This window comes from Fictibacillus norfolkensis (assembly GCF_014836645.1).
GTDB classification, from domain to species: Bacteria; Bacillota; Bacilli; order Bacillales; family Fictibacillaceae; genus Fictibacillus; species Fictibacillus norfolkensis.
This window is the reverse complement of the sequence record NZ_JACSQM010000001.1, coordinates 16292-31608: the sequence shown is the minus strand read 5'-3', so window position 1 is coordinate 31608 and position 15317 is coordinate 16292. Positions and strand designations below refer to the sequence as shown.

The window sequence follows — 15317 nt, the reverse complement described above, 5'->3', positions numbered from 1 at the left end:
ACTTATCCGATTTTAGGGCGAAAAGCCGCACAAAAAAGATGACTCGTAGGCTAAACCCTATGAGTCATCTAATTTTATTTTGCTAGTTTCTCTAGATTTCCGTTCTTATCCATACGGAAGGTTACGTTAGGATTGGTATCTTCGTCTTGGAACAATACCATTTTTCTTGCGCGATCCATGATCTGGATCAGTGCTTGATAATCTTCCTGTACCGTCTGGTGCTCTTTCTCAAGAACAGAAAGCTGATCTTTCATCACTTTGTTCTGCTGCATTAACTCGTTCATTTGAAGACGAAGTTCCATGTTTTCTTGAACGAGCTTGCCGTTCGACATTCCGTTTCGCTTTATCCCACTTAAGAAATCTATGACTTCATCAAGTGTAAGACTACTTTCATTACTAGCTTGTGGCTGACGATAGGCGATGGGTGTTGAATGTTGTTGTGATCCTTGTAAGCTCGTAACTTCTGGTGCTTCCGCTTCAGTTTGCTGTACAAAATTCTGTTGTTCTTGAACTGGAGCTGAAGATACAGTTGGAGTTGGTGCTGCTGTGTTCCTTTCATACGAAAAAGGTGTTCTGAAGAACTCTTCTGGATGATAGGTTTCATCATCGTGCATCTGTGGAGTATTATTCGATTGTATAGGCTTTGCTTCAGGTTTCGCCTGTTGTTGTTGCTGCTGTGATCTCGCTAGCGCACGCTGACGTTCTTTTCTTTGCTTTTTAGCAATCTTTAATGCTTGTTCGTATTTTTTTCTCACGATTGCATTCCATCTAAATCCAACTGCTGCACTCGTACGCTCTAATTTATCTCCTACCTCTTCAAAAGCATGTAACTGTGTACTTCCTTCACGCACATGGCGTAAGACCGTTTCGGCAAGCAATAGATCGTCTTCTTCTGACCAGGCGTCCTGTCTGATTTTTGACACGGTTATCCTCTCCTTAGCTACAAAAATATTCATTTGATATTTTCATGTTTACCAATCAGAGAGAATCCTATACACACTTCTGAAGAACTTTTGCTAGTTTGCTAAGTTATTAAGTCTCATAGATTTACTTTCCCTTTTTCTTACGATCATTAAAATAGTCGAGACGCTTCTTAAGATTCTTTTCAAAGCCGCGTTCAGTAGGTTCGTAAAACGTCTTACCCTGCAGATGCTTTGGTAAATATTCTTGTGGTACATACCCATCTTCAAAATTATGTGGATATTTATAGTCCTCACCATGTTGAAGTTGTTTCGCTCCTTTATAGTGGGCATCACGAAGATGGATCGGGACGAGACCTGTTTTTTCTTTTTTGACTGCATCAAGTGCTTTATCAATTCCTGTTATTACTTTGTTGCTTTTAGGAGCAGTGGCTAAATAAAGTGTAGCTTCTGCCAGCGGAATTCGAGCTTCAGGCATACCGATAAAATCAGCAGCATAACTTGCAGCATGTGCCACAAGTAACGCGTTCGGATCAGCGAGGCCGACGTCTTCTGCTGCATGAACGAGCAATCGGCGAGCAATAAAACGAGGATCCTCGCCAGCATAAATCATTTTAGCAAGCCAGTATAGAGCGGCATCCGGGTCTGATCCACGTATGCTTTTAATAAAAGCAGAGACTGTATCATAATGGTTGTCTCCTTTTTTATCATATTGAAGGACTCTTTGTTGAATGGATTCTTCAGCGATTTCTAGTGTGATCGTAATGTTTCCGTCTTTGTCTGGTTTCGTCGTTAACACAGCAAGTTCCACCGCATTAAGAGCTGTCCTTGCGTCTCCGTTCGAAATAGAGACGATATGATCGATTGCTTCTTTTTTCATAGATATCGGATGCTTTCCATATCCTCTATCTTTATCGGAAAGAGCCTGCTGAATCACTTTTGAAATGTGTTCATCTGTTAGTGGTTCAAAGCGAAACAACCGAGATCTTGATAAGAGAGCCGGGTTGATCTCGAACATAGGACTCTCTGTTGTTGCACCGATTAAGATAACCGATCCGTCTTCCACGTATGGAAGGAGCGCGTCTTGCTGACTTTTGTTAAAACGGTGGATCTCGTCGATAAAGAGCACTGTCTTTTTTTCTTCTAATAACAAGCGTTCTCTAGCAGCTCCCATAATGACCTTTAGATCAGCGACTCCAGACGTAACCGCATTAAGTTGTTCAAACCATGCAGATGTGGAATTCGCAATAATTTTAGCTAAAGTTGTTTTACCTGTGCCAGGAGGTCCGAAAAAGATCATCGGTGTGAGTTGATCGGCTTCTATTGCCCGTCTCAACAGCTTACCTTCTCCAGCTATATGCTCTTGGCCGATAAATTCCGTTATTTTTCTAGGACGCATTCTGTTGGCAAGAGGTCTTTTTAATGAATGGGAGCTTTCGTCTTTGTAAGAAAACAAGTCCATTACAATCATCCTTCCGTACACTTGTTCTAATCGTCATATGACAATACTATACAATAGTACATCATGCAAGTTGAAATGATTTCATGCTATAATAAGCTTTAGATTTATGGAATTAACCGAAATGAGACAACTTAATAGGGAAGGATTTTGCACAGTGAAAGACCAAACGCATTCAAGATGGAACAAATTTTTGTTTCAGTGGTCTGTATTTTTTATTGGATTATTTATTATGGCTTTCGGAATCGCGCTTATGATTAAGGCAGACCTAGGAAGTGCTCCGTGGGACGTTCTTCATATCGGACTGTTTGCACAGTTTGGACTGTCCATAGGCACATGGTCGATCATAATGGGATTCTTCGTCATCTTAGCTACATCCTTATTAACTAAAAAGAAACCTCAATCAGGTGCCTTTTTAAATATGGTGTCTGTTGGTTTGTTTATTGACTTTTATTTATGGCTTCCTTTTTTTCATGATCCTGTAACTGATTTTGGGAAATGGATGTTCTTAATCATCGGTATCTTAATCTTAGGTTTTGGTATCGGGTTATATATTTCATCAGACTGCGGTGCAGGACCAAGAGATAGTCTGATGCTCGCTCTTACAGAAAAATCAGGGATGAAAGTTTCAAGTATTCGACTCTTAATGGAATTTGTTGTTCTGTTTTTTGGTTGGATGTTAAAGGGACCCGTTTCGTTCGGAACAATCCTTTTTTGTGTAACGATAGGAGCAATCGTGGGCAGGACCCTTCCGTATTGCCAAAAATTAGTGAAGTTTGTTTTAGAACGGAGTGAACAATATGAAGATATCAACAAAAGGTCGGTACGGATTAACCATCATGATGGCATTAGCAAAGAGATCAGGTGAAGGTCCGATCGCATTGAAATTAATCGCAAAAGAATATAGTCTATCAGAGCATTATTTAGAGCAGCTTATCGCCCCGCTCAGAAATGCAGGACTTGTTAAGAGTATCCGCGGTGCTTATGGTGGGTACATCCTCGCAAAAGAAGCATCCACGATTACTGCTGGAGATATCATCCGAGTCCTTGAAGGACCGATCTCTCCCGTTGAAGTATTGGATGATGAAGAGCCTGCGAAAAGAAATCTTTGGATTAAAATCAGAGATGCTGTAAAAGATGTGTTAGATTCTACAACACTCGAAGATTTGGCGAACTATGAAGATGAGGGCGCACAGGACGCTTACATGTTTTATATATAGGAAGGAAATGAGCAATGAAAAACGTTTATTTAGATCACGCTGCAACCTCTCCTGTTCATCCTGAAGTCATAGAAGAAATGATTCCTTTTCTAACTGAACATTTTGGGAATCCTTCTAGCATCCATCAATACGGAAGACAGACTCGTAAAGCTCTTGATGATGCAAGAACAATGATTGCAAATTCTATAGGTGCTTCACGTAATGAGATCATTTTCACAAGCGGCGGTACAGAAAGTGATAACCTGGCTATTCTTGGCACAATCTCTGCTCTAGGGAAGAAAGGAAAGCATGTTATCACATCAGAAATAGAACATCATGCTGTACTTCATACCTTTCATGAGCTTGAAAAGAGAGGTTACGATGTAACTTACTTGTCCGTTGATGAGGAAGGCAGAATTTCATTAGACGAACTGAAAAGATCTCTAAGAGAAGATACGGTCCTCGTTTCAATCATGTATTGCAACAATGAAACAGGGACGACACAAGACATAAAAGAGATTGGAAATATGTTAAAGGAAAAAGAGATCTTGTTTCATACCGATGCCGTACAAGCTTATGGCTTGATCTCGATCGATGTATATGAACTGAACATTGATCTGTTAAGTACTTCTGGTCACAAGATTAATAGCCCAAAAGGAACAGGATTTCTATTTGTGAAAGAAGGAGTTCCTTTTCTTCCTCAAGGCTTCGGCGGTGAACAAGAGCGTAAGCGCCGTGCTGGAACAGAAAATGTAGCTGGAATCGCTGCTTTACGAAAAGCAGCATCCATCGCAGAAAAAGAAAGAGAAGAACGCTTCAGCCAATACAAGACGTTTAGGGAGACGATGAAAAGAATATGGCTAGAAGAAGAGGTATCTTTCATCGAAAATGGAAGTTCTGATCATTTTCTTCCGCATATTTTAAACGTTAGCTTTCATGGTGTTAAAACAGAAGTGCTCTTAGTCAATCTAGACCTTGCTGGTATCGCAGCTTCTAGCGGATCAGCTTGTACGGCTGGCTCACACGAACCTTCACACGTTTTAAAAGCGATGTTTGGTAATGATGAACGTACAAAATCATCTGTTCGTTTTAGCTTCGGTCTAGGTAATGAATTGGAAGATATTGAATATGCAGCATATGAGACAGCAAAAATCGTGAAACGTTTAGCAAAATAAGTTACAATGTTTGTCATATGAAAGAAATGAGGTGGACATGATGCAAACAGAATCAAACAAAAAGGCACCTCAAGATACACGAGTAGTTATTGGGATGAGCGGCGGTGTGGATTCTTCCGTTGCCGCACTTTTACTGAAAGAGCAAGGCTATGATGTGATCGGGATCTTTATGAAAAACTGGGATGATACCGATGAGAATGGCGTATGCACAGCAACAGAAGATTACAACGATGTGATTGCGGTCTGCAACCAGATCGGCATTCCATATTACGCGGTGAATTTTGAAAAAGAATACTGGGATAAAGTATTCACGTACTTTTTGGAAGAATATAAAGCAGGACGAACACCTAATCCTGATGTGATGTGCAACAAGGAGATCAAATTCAAAGCATTTCTTGAGCATGCCATGAACTTAGGTGCTGATTATGTAGCAACTGGCCATTACGCACGTGTGGCTGAAATAGATGGAGAAGTAAAAATGCTTCGAGGCGTTGATGAGAATAAAGACCAAACTTATTTTCTTAACCAGCTCTCTCAAGAACAATTACGTCGCGTATTGTTTCCGATTGGTGAATTGAAGAAGCCTGAAATCCGAAAGATTGCGGAGGCAGCTGGACTTGCTACCGCTAAGAAAAAGGACTCTACGGGTATTTGCTTTATTGGAGAAAGAGACTTCAAAGAATTCTTAAGTCAGTATCTGCCTGCAAAGCCTGGTGAGATGCAAACGTTCGAAGGCAAAGTTAAGGGCAAGCACGATGGACTCATGTACCATACGATCGGGCAGCGTCACGGTCTTGGAATCGGTGGAAGCGGAGAACCTTGGTTTGTTGTCGGTAAGAATTTAAAAGATAACATATTGTATGTTGAACAAGGGTTTCACAATGAGAAGCTTTATTCTGACAGCTTAAAAGCTGTAAAAGCAGGATTTGTTTCGGATAAACCGCTGCCCGCTACTTTTAAATGTACAGCGAAATTTAGATACCGTCAGCCTGATATGGGTGTAACCGTCCATGTGATGGAGGACGAAACGCTGCACGTGGTATTTGATGAAGCACAACGTGCGATCACACCTGGACAAGCTGTCGTGTTTTACGACGGAGATGTATGCTTAGGTGGAGCAACGATCGACACGGTATACAAAAACGACGAAGCAATCACTTATCTATAAAAGAATGTTTAAAAAACTGGCTTACTAGGACCTCAAATGACCTAAGGGAGCCAGTTTTTTTCTTTTTAAATGATTTAAGATATTATAATGAGCTCGTCTTAGCGGCATGAAATGCACGCTGGACGAGCGCCATCCGAGAAATACGAGCGCCATCCGAGAAATACGAGCGCCATCCGAGAAATACGAGCGCCATCCGAGAAATACGAGCGCCATCAGAGAAATACGAGCGCCATCCGAGAAATACGAGCGCCATCCGAGAAATACGAGCGCCAATAAAAGCAATCAGAAAAAAATTATGCGCCAGCTACCTTCATTTGTTATACTTTTGAAGGAAATTAAAAGTGGGGGTAATGAAGATGGAACCTTCAAAAGGTCTGGAATATTTACAAAAAGGAAAGTTCGAAGAAGCAGCAAAAAGTCTGGAATCCATGATCGAGGCAGATCCAGAAAATCCAGTACATTATATTAACTTCGGAAATCTGCTTTCTGCTGTTCATGAACACGAAAAAGCGATTCAATTTTTTGATAAAGCTCTATCGCTCGATGAAAATGCTGTTGTTGCTTACTATGGTGCGGGTATTGCCTGCTATCATCTTGAAGAATTTTCTAAGAGTGCAAAACTGTTTCAAGAAGCCCTCAAAGGCGGTCTGCAAGATAGTGATACTCACTTTATGACAGGCATGTCGTTCGTTTCACTAGGTGAACATAAGCTAGCATTTCCTTACTTAATGAGAGCTATTGAGCTCAACGATCAAGATCATGAGGCACTTTTTCAGTTTGGTCTCTGTCAGGCGAGAACAGGCGATATTGATTCGGCATCAACAACTTTTGAAAAAGTCATTGAACGCGATGAGACACATGCCGATGCATGGTACAACTTAGGTGTGACGTATAGTTATTTTGATAAGAACGCAGATGCTCTAAAAGCTTTTCAAAGTGCGTTAGATATTCAACCCGATCATTATTTGGCAGGGAATGGGAAGCGAAATATCGAAAGTAAAAACACCAACCATTAAAGGGGGTGCTTTATGGCACAGCAGCCTTCTTTTCATTTAGAAGATGAGTCGACTGAAATAAAAAAATATATAAAAGGTACATTGATCTCTACAATTTATCATCAAACAGAGAGTCTCTATACGGTCGCTAGAATACGGGTAAAAGAGACGAACGAAAATTACAATGAAAAAGAAATCATGATTACAGGCATCCTTCCTCCGTTAAGAGAAGATGAACTTTATGTGTTTTATGGAAAATTTAAAGATCATCCGAAATATGGTAAACAATACGAAGTTGATTTGTTTCAAAAAGAAATGCCTCAATCCAAGGAAGCAATGATTCAGTATCTTTCGAGCGATCTGTTTAAAGGGATCGGTAAGAAGACTGCCGAGCATATTGTAGAAGTCATGGGAAACGATGCGATCACAAAGCTTTTAGAATCACCGGAATATATCAGTCAGATTCCAAAGCTAACAGAAGAGCAAGCTCAAAGTTTGCAAATATCCCTTATGCAGAATCGAGGATTAGATCAAGTGATGATGGTCGTTCAACCCTATGGGATCGGACCGCAGCTTGCGATGAAAATCTTTCAAACGTATCAGGATGATGCTGTAAAGATCATTAAAGACGAGCCGTATCGACTGATCGAAGACGTTTCTGGAATTGGTTTTCACCGGGCTGATGAAATCGCAAAAGGAAATGGGATGCAAGTCAATCATCCAAAACGAATTCAAGCTGCCTGTCAGTTCGTACTTCGTGATCAAGGAACAGATCTTGGACACTCATACCTTCCGATGGACCAACTGTTAGAAGGTGTAAGAAAGCTTTTAGCAGATGGAAAGAATACGGTAGATGAGATGAGTATTTTTCGAGAGATTCAAGATATGGAGACAGAGCAGCGATTGATCGTAAAAGAAAACGTTGTATATCTGCCATCTCTTTATTTCGCTGAACGTGGATTTGCTCAAAAAATGAATCAATTATTACATAGTCAGAAAAATGATTATCACATTGAGGGTTCAAAATTGGAATCTGAGCTAACAGCTCTTGAAAAAAGACTCAACATGACATATGCGAAAAGTCAAAAAGAGGCGATTAAGAAGGCGTTAACATCTTCTTTAATGGTTCTGACAGGAGGACCTGGAACAGGGAAAACGACCGTAATTAAAGGAATCGTCGAACTTTATAGTGAGATTCATGGTGTAAGTTTGAATCCTGATGATTACCGAGGAAAGAAAGAATCGTTTCCTGTTTTACTCGTTGCTCCAACAGGTCGAGCAGCAAAGCGAATGACAGAGTCAACAGGAATACCGGCTCACACGATCCATCGTTTGTTAGGATGGAAGGGTGGCGGGACCTTCGAAAAAAATGAAGATGAACAGATTGATGGAAAATTACTGATCGTCGATGAAATGTCGATGGTGGATATATGGCTTGCACATTCTTTAGCAAAAGCTCTGCCATCTCACATCCAGATCATTTTTGTTGGGGATGAAGATCAATTACCATCCGTAGGCCCTGGTCAAGTATTAAAAGATCTTCTACAAGCACAGCATGTTCCACAATCTCGATTAGTGGATATTTATAGACAAGCAGAAGGGTCATCTATTATCCGGTTAGCTCATGAGATGAAGAACGGAAACGTGCCGCAAGATCTGCTCGTTCCTCAGAACGACAGACGTTTTTTTGCATGTTCAGGTGAACAAGTGTTTCAGGCTATCCTTCAGGTTTGTGAAAATGCGATTAAAAAAGGATACAGTTCTCGAGATATCCAAGTGTTAGCACCTATGTACAAAGGGCCAGTTGGAATTGATCGATTAAATATGGAACTTCAGCGTCTGTTTAATCCGGAGAAACAAAAACAGCGTCAGCTGCAGGTCGCAAATGTGTTTTATCGAAAAGGAGATAAGGTGCTTCAGCTCGTCAATCAACCCGAAGATCAGGTTTTCAACGGTGATATCGGTGAAATCGTTGCAGTTATCTATGCAAGAGAAAACACAGATAAAGAAGATCAGATCGTCATCAGTTTTGATGAGATAGAGGTTACGTATAAAAGAAGTGAATTTCATCATTTTACTCACGCTTTTTGCTGTTCGATCCATAAGTCGCAGGGCAGTGAGTATCCGATCGTCGTTCTACCTGTCTTAAAAAGCTACTACCGAATGTTAAAACGGAACTTGTTATACACGGCAATAACGAGAAGTAAAGAATATCTGATCCTCTGTGGAGAACAAGAAGCATTTACTTGGGCTGTTGAACGATCAGATGAAACGGAACGTTACTCTGGTCTAGCATCTCGTCTTCAAGAGACGATACTGGAAAAAGATTTAATGAATGATACCCTTCTTAACGAAACAAACTAGAAATGTTCGAGAGATGTAAGATGTCATCTTGTCGGACATTTCTTTTTTGTTTTTCTAGAAGTCACGATCCTTCAAATATTATTTTCTGTATATTTTCTACAAATTCAGGACACCCTTGTAAAAGTAAAATTTAAAGGAGAGAGAGCAAGTGGAATGTCCGAACTGCAGTAGAAAAGATATTGGGAAGATCGGAGTGAACCAGTATTATTGCTGGAACTGTTTTATAGAGCTTTCCATTGTTAAAGGAAGACTGTCCCTTCATCAGGTGGAAGAAGACGGCTCTCTAACATCACTCGATGATTTATTTGAAGATCAAGATCTGACTTATAGAGAAAGCACATCATAAAAGAAAACAAATCTCTGATGTCGAGGTGATTTAGCATGAGCAGGACGATGAGTTCTCTTTTCGCACTTGGTATTGGAGCGGCAACATATGCGATGAGAAATAAGAGGATGTCAAGAATGTCTAAGATGAACTATAATCTTTCCGATATAGCTGATCTGTGGACATCACGACGTGTTAAGAAAATCCGTAAAAAAGTCGCAAAAGCCATTTATTAAAGAAAGCATACCCCGTCTCAAATAAAGACGGGGTTTTTTAAGAAAAGGGTGAAAGGATGACAAAAGACATTCGAATGAAGTGGGTTTACAGGTTGAGCCTTTCTTTATTATTGTTTTTATGTTTGTTTCTCTTAATGAAACTTTACCCTCTTTACGAGCCATTATGGAGTGCGATCAAAGGGGTCTTTCTGCCTTTTTTTCTTGCTGCTCTAATTACATATCTACTCCATCCCGTCGTGGAATACGTACATGAAAAAGGATTACCTCGCTTTGTTGCGATCTTAAGCATATACATCCTTTTCTTTGGTGGTCTAGGAATTGCGGCAGTAAAAGGGTTTCCTTATTTCGTCGTACAGATGAAGCAGCTGTTAGTTAACGTACCTGTACTTGCTGAGGATTATAAGGAACTATTGTACCAAGTGGACCGTGGAACATCTGCACTTCCGTATTCGGTTCATACTAAAATAGAAAATTATATCGTGAAAATGGAAAGCAATGCACAGGATGTATTGACAAATGCCATCTTTTCATTAAGAAAAATTGTAGATTATTTCTTCGTTATCATCGTTGTACCTTTCTTAGTGTTTTATTTTCTAAACGATTTTGAAAAGCTGAAAAAAGCTCTCTGGTATCTGACACCAAGAAAATACCGTTATGAAGGAAAGCACTTAATAAAAGATATTGACCAATCACTTGGAGGGTATATCCGAGGACAATTATTTGTAGGTGCTATACTTGGAGCTGCGGCAATGATTGCTTTGTGGGTGGTGGGAATGCCGTATCCCATTCTTTTAGGACTGGTGATAGCGATAACAGATATCATCCCTTACTTTGGTCCGATCTTAGGAGCGATTCCCGTCGTGTTGATCGCATTAACAATCTCTTGGAAGATGGTATGGATCACTGTTGGCATCATGCTTGTGTTGCAGTTTATTGAAGGTAACATCCTTGGTCCGTTTATCGTCGGCAAGAATCTGCACATTCATCCTGTTTTTATCATTTTTTCATTATTACTTGGGGGCGAACTAGCTGGTGTACCAGGTATGATCTTGGCTGTTCCGATCTTCAGTGTGATTAAGGTCATTATCATTCATATCAGGGAACATCGACTTCAAGCATCGGATTGACAAGTAAGATTGAATAAACGTATACTAACGCTAGAAGATCAAAAATCGCTGAAAGAGATAAGTACGTTTCAGTCCTTCCAAAAGAGAGAAACATCCATCGGCTGAAAGATGTTTTAGGAAGAAGCGAAACAGAAAGCTACTCTGGAGTGCAGAAGGAAAATCTGCCGTTATGCCGCGTTAAGGCTTTAATCAAGGTGATATGCTTGAAGATAAGCATATAACCAGGGTGGTACCGCGTGAATTCAAACTCTCGTCCCTGTTTTTTAGGGATGGGAGTTTTTTATTTTGCCACTTGCTATTTGTTTGTAGATTTAGGATTGATTTTGTACCTAATTAGCCATTCAATCACTTACATTATTTAACTAGGCTCTTTCTAAAAGATTGTTGCTTTAGATCTTTTCTCTTCTTATGCAAGTTGATTGCAGCAGAAGGTGGCGAGACTCCTATGGGACGAGCGGTCAGGTGGAGACTCCTAATGGCGCAAAGCGGCAGGAGGCTCACCGCACGCCCCATGGAAAGCGAGCGACCTGGAGCGGAAATCAACTACCTACCATAGCAACATGAATACGAAATCAGTCTTTATATTTATCTAAAAAAGGAGAATGAAAACGATGAAAAATTTGACTTCAGCTCAAGTTAGACAGATGTTCCTTGATTTTTTCCAAGAAAAAGGCCATGGTGTAGAACCTAGCGCTTCCTTAGTACCGCATGAGGACCCTACACTTTTATGGATAAACAGTGGAGTTGCGACATTGAAAAAATATTTTGATGGCCGTGTGATTCCTGAGAATCCTCGTATCACAAACGCACAAAAATCGATCCGTACGAACGATATCGAGAATGTTGGGATCACAGCAAGGCACCATACATTCTTTGAGATGTTAGGAAACTTCTCGATCGGTGATTATTTTAAAGTGGAAGCTATTCTTTGGGCATGGGAGTTCTTAACGAGTGAAAAATGGATCGGCTTTGATCCTGAAAAACTTTCTGTAACGATTCACCCAGAAGACGATGAAGCATTTGACATTTGGACAAAACAAGTAGGATTACCTGAAGAGCGTATCATTCGTTTAGAAGGAAACTTCTGGGATATCGGTGAAGGGCCGAGTGGACCTAACACAGAGATCTTTTATGACCGCGGTGAAGCTTACGGCAGCGATCCGTCAGATCCTGAACTATATCCAGGTGGAGAGAACGACAGATACCTTGAAGTATGGAACCTGGTGTTCTCACAGTTTAACCATAATCCTGACGGTACGTATACGCCACTGCCTAAGAAGAACATCGATACAGGTATGGGACTAGAGAGAATGGTTTGTGTGATCCAAGACACGAAGACGAACTTTGAAACAGATCTATTCATGCCGATCATTAAAGAAACAGAAAAGCTTTCTGACACATCTTATGGCTTGAGTACAGAAATAGATACTGCGTTTAAAGTAATCGCTGACCATGTACGTACGGTAAGTTTTGCGATCGGTGATAGTGCTCTACCATCAAATGAGGGAAGAGGATATATCCTTCGACGTTTGATCCGAAGAGCGATTCGTTTTGCTAAAAAGATCAACATCAACAAGCCTTTCATGTATGAACTAGTACCAACTGTTGCAGACATCATGGTAGACTTCTACCCGGAAGTAAAAGAAAAAGTTCCGTTCATCCAAAAAGTCATCAAGACGGAAGAAGAGCGTTTCCATGAAACGATCAACGAAGGTCTTGCTATCTTAGAAGATGTTATGGCAAAAGAAAAAGAAGAAGGAAGAAACGTCATCTCTGGAAAAGACGCATTCAAGCTATACGATACATTTGGTTTCCCATTCGAGCTTACACAAGAGTATGCAGCTGAAAACGGAATGGATGTAGATCTAGAAGGCTTTGAAATCGAGATGAAGGCTCAACGTGAACGTGCACGTGCGGCAAGACAAGAAGTAGGCAGCATGCAAGTACAAGGTGGGATTCTTTCTGATATTACCGTAAAAAGTGAGTTCTCTGGCTATGATAACTTAGCAGGAGAAGCGAAAATTTCAGAAGTACTACAAAACGGTGAGCGAGTGGCGATGGTCGCTTCAGGAGAAGAAGCTCAAGTCATATTAGATGTGACACCATTCTACGCTGAGAGCGGTGGACAGATCGCTGACCAAGGAACGATAAAAAGTAAAGAGCTTTTACTTAGAGTGAAAGATGTTCAAAAAGCACCTAACGGACAAAACCTTCATACCGTAGTTGTTGAAAAAGGTGTTCTTGAAAACAATTTAAATGTTTCTGTCGAGGTTGACCCTGAGATTCGTGCAAAAGTAGTAAAGAACCATACGGCTACTCACCTTCTTCATCAAGCATTAAAAGATGTGCTAGGACCGCACGTGAATCAGGCAGGATCTCTCGTACAAGAAGGTCGTTTGCGTTTTGACTTCACACATTTCGGAAGCATCTCTTCAGAAGAGCTTGAGAAGATCGAGGAGATTGTTAACGAAAAAGTATGGGGCAACATTCCTGTTGAAAAGATGGTTAAGAACATTAACGAAGCAAAAGCGATGGGAGCAATGGCACTATTCGGTGAGAAATACGGTGAAACGGTACGCGTAGTAAAAGTAGGAGACTACAGTCTTGAGCTTTGCGGTGGATGTCATGTCAATAACACTTCAGAGATCGGTTTGTTTAAAATCGTATCAGAGTCTGGTATCGGTGCAGGAACACGTCGTATTGAAGCTGTTACAGGTGAGAACGCGTACCGCTTGATGAACGGCCAAGTCCAGCTATTAAAAGACACGGCAGCTAAGTTGAAAACAAATCTTAAGGACGTGCCACAGCGTATAGACGCATTAAACGAACAAATTCGTGAGTTGCAGAAAGAGAAAGAATCTCTTGCAGCTAAGATTGGAAACATGGAAGCAGGAAGCCTTGTTGATGAAGTTCAAACGATTAACGGTGTTTCTGTTATCGCTAAAAAATTGAGCGGCGTGGATATGAACGGCTTGCGTTCAATCGTAGATGATTTAAAGAATAAACTTCAAAGCGGAGTGGTTATTCTTGGTGCAGAAAACGGCGGAAAAGTGAATATCGTAGCGGGAGTCACAAAAGATTTAGTGACAAAAGGCTATCATGCGGGTAACCTAGTAAAAGAAGTGGCTGTCCGTTGCGGCGGAGGCGGTGGTGGCCGTCCTGATATGGCCCAAGCTGGAGGTAAAGATCCCGAAAAGCTGCAAGAAGGAATAGATTCTGCAGTTGAAATGATCAAAACCGTTTCCTAAGCTTTCATCTTTCATGTACAATAGAGACAAGAACTAATTTGTCCCTTAAGGGAGATCTTCAGAAAGAGGTGTTCGCCAGTGAGTTCAATGGACAAAACGATGAAGTTTAACTTCAACGAAGAAGATGCTTATAAGACGAATGTAGAAACTGTCCTGTTTTCTGTTTACGACGCCCTGCAGGATAAAGGATACAACCCTATCAATCAGATTGTAGGTTATTTGCTTTCAGGGGATCCGGCTTATATTCCTCGTCACAATGATGCGAGAAGCATGATTAGAAAACTGGAGCGAGATGAGCTTATTGAGGAGCTTGTAAAATCATATCTATCCACTCAAAAAGAAGGAAGTCGTTAATTTGACAAAAACACTCGGACTGGATGTTGGAACGAAGACGATAGGTGTTGCCGTCTCAGATGCATTGGGATGGACAGCACAAGGAGTCGAAACGATACGACGCCGTCCTAATAAGCCAGAAGAAGACTATGCAAGGATCCAAGAGCTGATTCAGATGCATGATATCAGTAAGATTGTAGTAGGTCTTCCAAAGAACATGAATGGTACGATCGGTCCCAGCGGAGAAGCTTGTCAAAACTTTGCAAAAGATATTGAAAGTCTGACAGGTCTTTCGGTTATCCTATGGGATGAGAGGCTGACCACCATGGCAGCTGAAAGAACATTGATTTCAGCTGACGTGAGCCGAAAGAAACGAAAACAGGTGATTGATAAGCTAGCAGCTTCGATCATTCTGCAAGGTTATTTGGACAGCCAACAATAACAAAAGAAGAGGTGAGCCAATTATGGCAAAAGAAGAACGCGAACGCATCGTTATTCCAGACGAGAATGGTGACGAAAATCTATTTGAAGTTCTATTCAAATTTGATGTAGATCAAACTGGAAAATCATACATGGTAACTATTCCTGTAGCTGATTCAGAAGATGATGATACGGATGAAGTAGAAGTTTTCCCTTTCCGTTATGAAGAAAATGCAGAAGAAGACGATCTTGCTCTATTCCCACTCGAGTCAGATGAAGAATGGGACATGATTGAAGAAATGCTAAACACATTTCAAGATGACGAGTACGAAACAGAACAATAGGTGA

At 40.8% G+C, this 15317-nt stretch carries 15 protein-coding genes and 1 other annotated feature; of the genes, 13 read left to right on the top strand and 2 right to left on the bottom strand.

The window, feature by feature from the left end; genetic code table 11:
• Positions 1-74: 74 nt before the first annotated feature.
• Positions 75-923, bottom strand: coding sequence for an RsfA family transcriptional regulator (locus H9648_RS20950; RefSeq protein WP_191751813.1), 849 nt, complete (start codon positions 921-923; stop codon positions 75-77).
• Positions 924-1047: 124 nt separating this feature from the next.
• The gene (locus H9648_RS00160) at positions 1048-2382 is read right to left on the bottom strand and encodes an AAA family ATPase (RefSeq protein WP_191751812.1); all 1335 of its coding nucleotides are present in this window, start codon (positions 2380-2382) and stop codon (positions 1048-1050) included.
• Between the two features lie 154 nt (positions 2383-2536).
• Between H9648_RS00160 and H9648_RS00155 the strand changes: the two genes are divergently transcribed.
• From H9648_RS00155 to H9648_RS00095, 13 genes are all read left to right on the top strand, one after another.
• Entirely contained in the window at positions 2537-3247 is a 711-nt protein-coding gene (locus H9648_RS00155; RefSeq protein WP_318243464.1) for a YczE/YyaS/YitT family protein, read from the top strand.
• Positions 3180-3599, top strand: coding sequence for a cysteine metabolism transcriptional regulator CymR (gene cymR, locus H9648_RS00150; RefSeq protein WP_191751810.1), 420 nt, complete (start codon positions 3180-3182; stop codon positions 3597-3599). The genes H9648_RS00155 and cymR overlap by 68 nt, the downstream gene beginning before the upstream one ends.
• A 14-nt stretch (positions 3600-3613) precedes the next feature.
• A complete protein-coding gene (locus H9648_RS00145) occupies positions 3614-4753 on the top strand; it encodes a cysteine desulfurase family protein (RefSeq protein ID WP_191751809.1) in 1140 nt (379 codons plus the stop codon).
• A gap of 40 nt (positions 4754-4793) precedes the next feature.
• The gene (gene mnmA / locus H9648_RS00140; RefSeq protein ID WP_191752636.1) at positions 4794-5921 is read left to right on the top strand and encodes a tRNA 2-thiouridine(34) synthase MnmA; all 1128 of its coding nucleotides are present in this window, start codon (positions 4794-4796) and stop codon (positions 5919-5921) included.
• A gap of 356 nt (positions 5922-6277) precedes the next feature.
• Positions 6278-6937 carry a tetratricopeptide repeat protein gene (locus H9648_RS00135; RefSeq protein ID WP_191751808.1) on the top strand — a complete coding sequence of 220 codons (660 nt, stop codon included), beginning with the start codon at positions 6278-6280 and terminating at the stop codon, positions 6935-6937.
• 12 nt (positions 6938-6949) lie between these two features.
• On the top strand, positions 6950-9280 hold the full coding sequence (gene recD2, locus H9648_RS00130) for an SF1B family DNA helicase RecD2 (protein ID WP_191751807.1): 2331 nt from the start codon (positions 6950-6952) through the stop codon (positions 9278-9280).
• A gap of 148 nt (positions 9281-9428) precedes the next feature.
• The gene (locus tag H9648_RS00125) at positions 9429-9626 is read left to right on the top strand and encodes a hypothetical protein (protein ID WP_066240196.1); all 198 of its coding nucleotides are present in this window, start codon (positions 9429-9431) and stop codon (positions 9624-9626) included.
• 35 nt (positions 9627-9661) lie between these two features.
• Positions 9662-9841: a DUF3918 domain-containing protein gene (locus tag H9648_RS00120; protein ID WP_191751806.1), complete on the top strand. Its 180-nt coding sequence runs from the start codon at positions 9662-9664 to the stop codon at positions 9839-9841.
• A gap of 56 nt (positions 9842-9897) precedes the next feature.
• Positions 9898-10968, top strand: coding sequence for an AI-2E family transporter (locus H9648_RS00115; protein ID WP_191751805.1), 1071 nt, complete (start codon positions 9898-9900; stop codon positions 10966-10968).
• A gap of 39 nt (positions 10969-11007) precedes the next feature.
• Positions 11008-11229 (top strand) — a binding site (T-box leader).
• 350 nt (positions 11230-11579) lie between these two features.
• A complete protein-coding gene (gene alaS / locus H9648_RS00110; protein ID WP_191751804.1) occupies positions 11580-14216 on the top strand; it encodes an alanine--tRNA ligase in 2637 nt (878 codons plus the stop codon).
• A gap of 78 nt (positions 14217-14294) precedes the next feature.
• A complete protein-coding gene (locus H9648_RS00105; RefSeq protein ID WP_144698881.1) occupies positions 14295-14570 on the top strand; it encodes an IreB family regulatory phosphoprotein in 276 nt (91 codons plus the stop codon).
• Between the two features lies 1 nt (position 14571).
• Positions 14572-14991, top strand: coding sequence for a Holliday junction resolvase RuvX (gene ruvX, locus H9648_RS00100; protein ID WP_191751803.1), 420 nt, complete (start codon positions 14572-14574; stop codon positions 14989-14991).
• A 22-nt stretch (positions 14992-15013) separates the two neighbouring features.
• Positions 15014-15313 carry a DUF1292 domain-containing protein gene (locus tag H9648_RS00095; RefSeq protein ID WP_191751802.1) on the top strand — a complete coding sequence of 100 codons (300 nt, stop codon included), beginning with the start codon at positions 15014-15016 and terminating at the stop codon, positions 15311-15313.
• The last annotated feature ends 4 nt before the right edge of the window (positions 15314-15317 follow it).

What these genes read in the sequence shown, in the direction of transcription:
- H9648_RS00160 (WP_191751812.1), bottom strand. Translation starts at nt 2,382, where the DNA reads ATGGACTTGTTTTCTTACAAAGACGAAAGCTCCCATTCATTAAAAAGA.
- cymR (WP_191751810.1), top strand. Translation starts at nt 3,180, where the DNA reads ATGAAGATATCAACAAAAGGTCGGTACGGATTAACCATCATGATGGCA.
- H9648_RS00145 (WP_191751809.1), top strand. Translation starts at nt 3,614, where the DNA reads ATGAAAAACGTTTATTTAGATCACGCTGCAACCTCTCCTGTTCATCCT.
- mnmA (WP_191752636.1), top strand. Translation starts at nt 4,794, where the DNA reads ATGCAAACAGAATCAAACAAAAAGGCACCTCAAGATACACGAGTAGTT.
- H9648_RS00135 (WP_191751808.1), top strand. Translation starts at nt 6,278, where the DNA reads ATGGAACCTTCAAAAGGTCTGGAATATTTACAAAAAGGAAAGTTCGAA.
- recD2 (WP_191751807.1), top strand. Translation starts at nt 6,950, where the DNA reads ATGGCACAGCAGCCTTCTTTTCATTTAGAAGATGAGTCGACTGAAATA.
- H9648_RS00120 (WP_191751806.1), top strand. Translation starts at nt 9,662, where the DNA reads ATGAGCAGGACGATGAGTTCTCTTTTCGCACTTGGTATTGGAGCGGCA.
- H9648_RS00115 (WP_191751805.1), top strand. Translation starts at nt 9,898, where the DNA reads ATGACAAAAGACATTCGAATGAAGTGGGTTTACAGGTTGAGCCTTTCT.
- alaS (WP_191751804.1), top strand. Translation starts at nt 11,580, where the DNA reads ATGAAAAATTTGACTTCAGCTCAAGTTAGACAGATGTTCCTTGATTTT.
- H9648_RS00095 (WP_191751802.1), top strand. Translation starts at nt 15,014, where the DNA reads ATGGCAAAAGAAGAACGCGAACGCATCGTTATTCCAGACGAGAATGGT.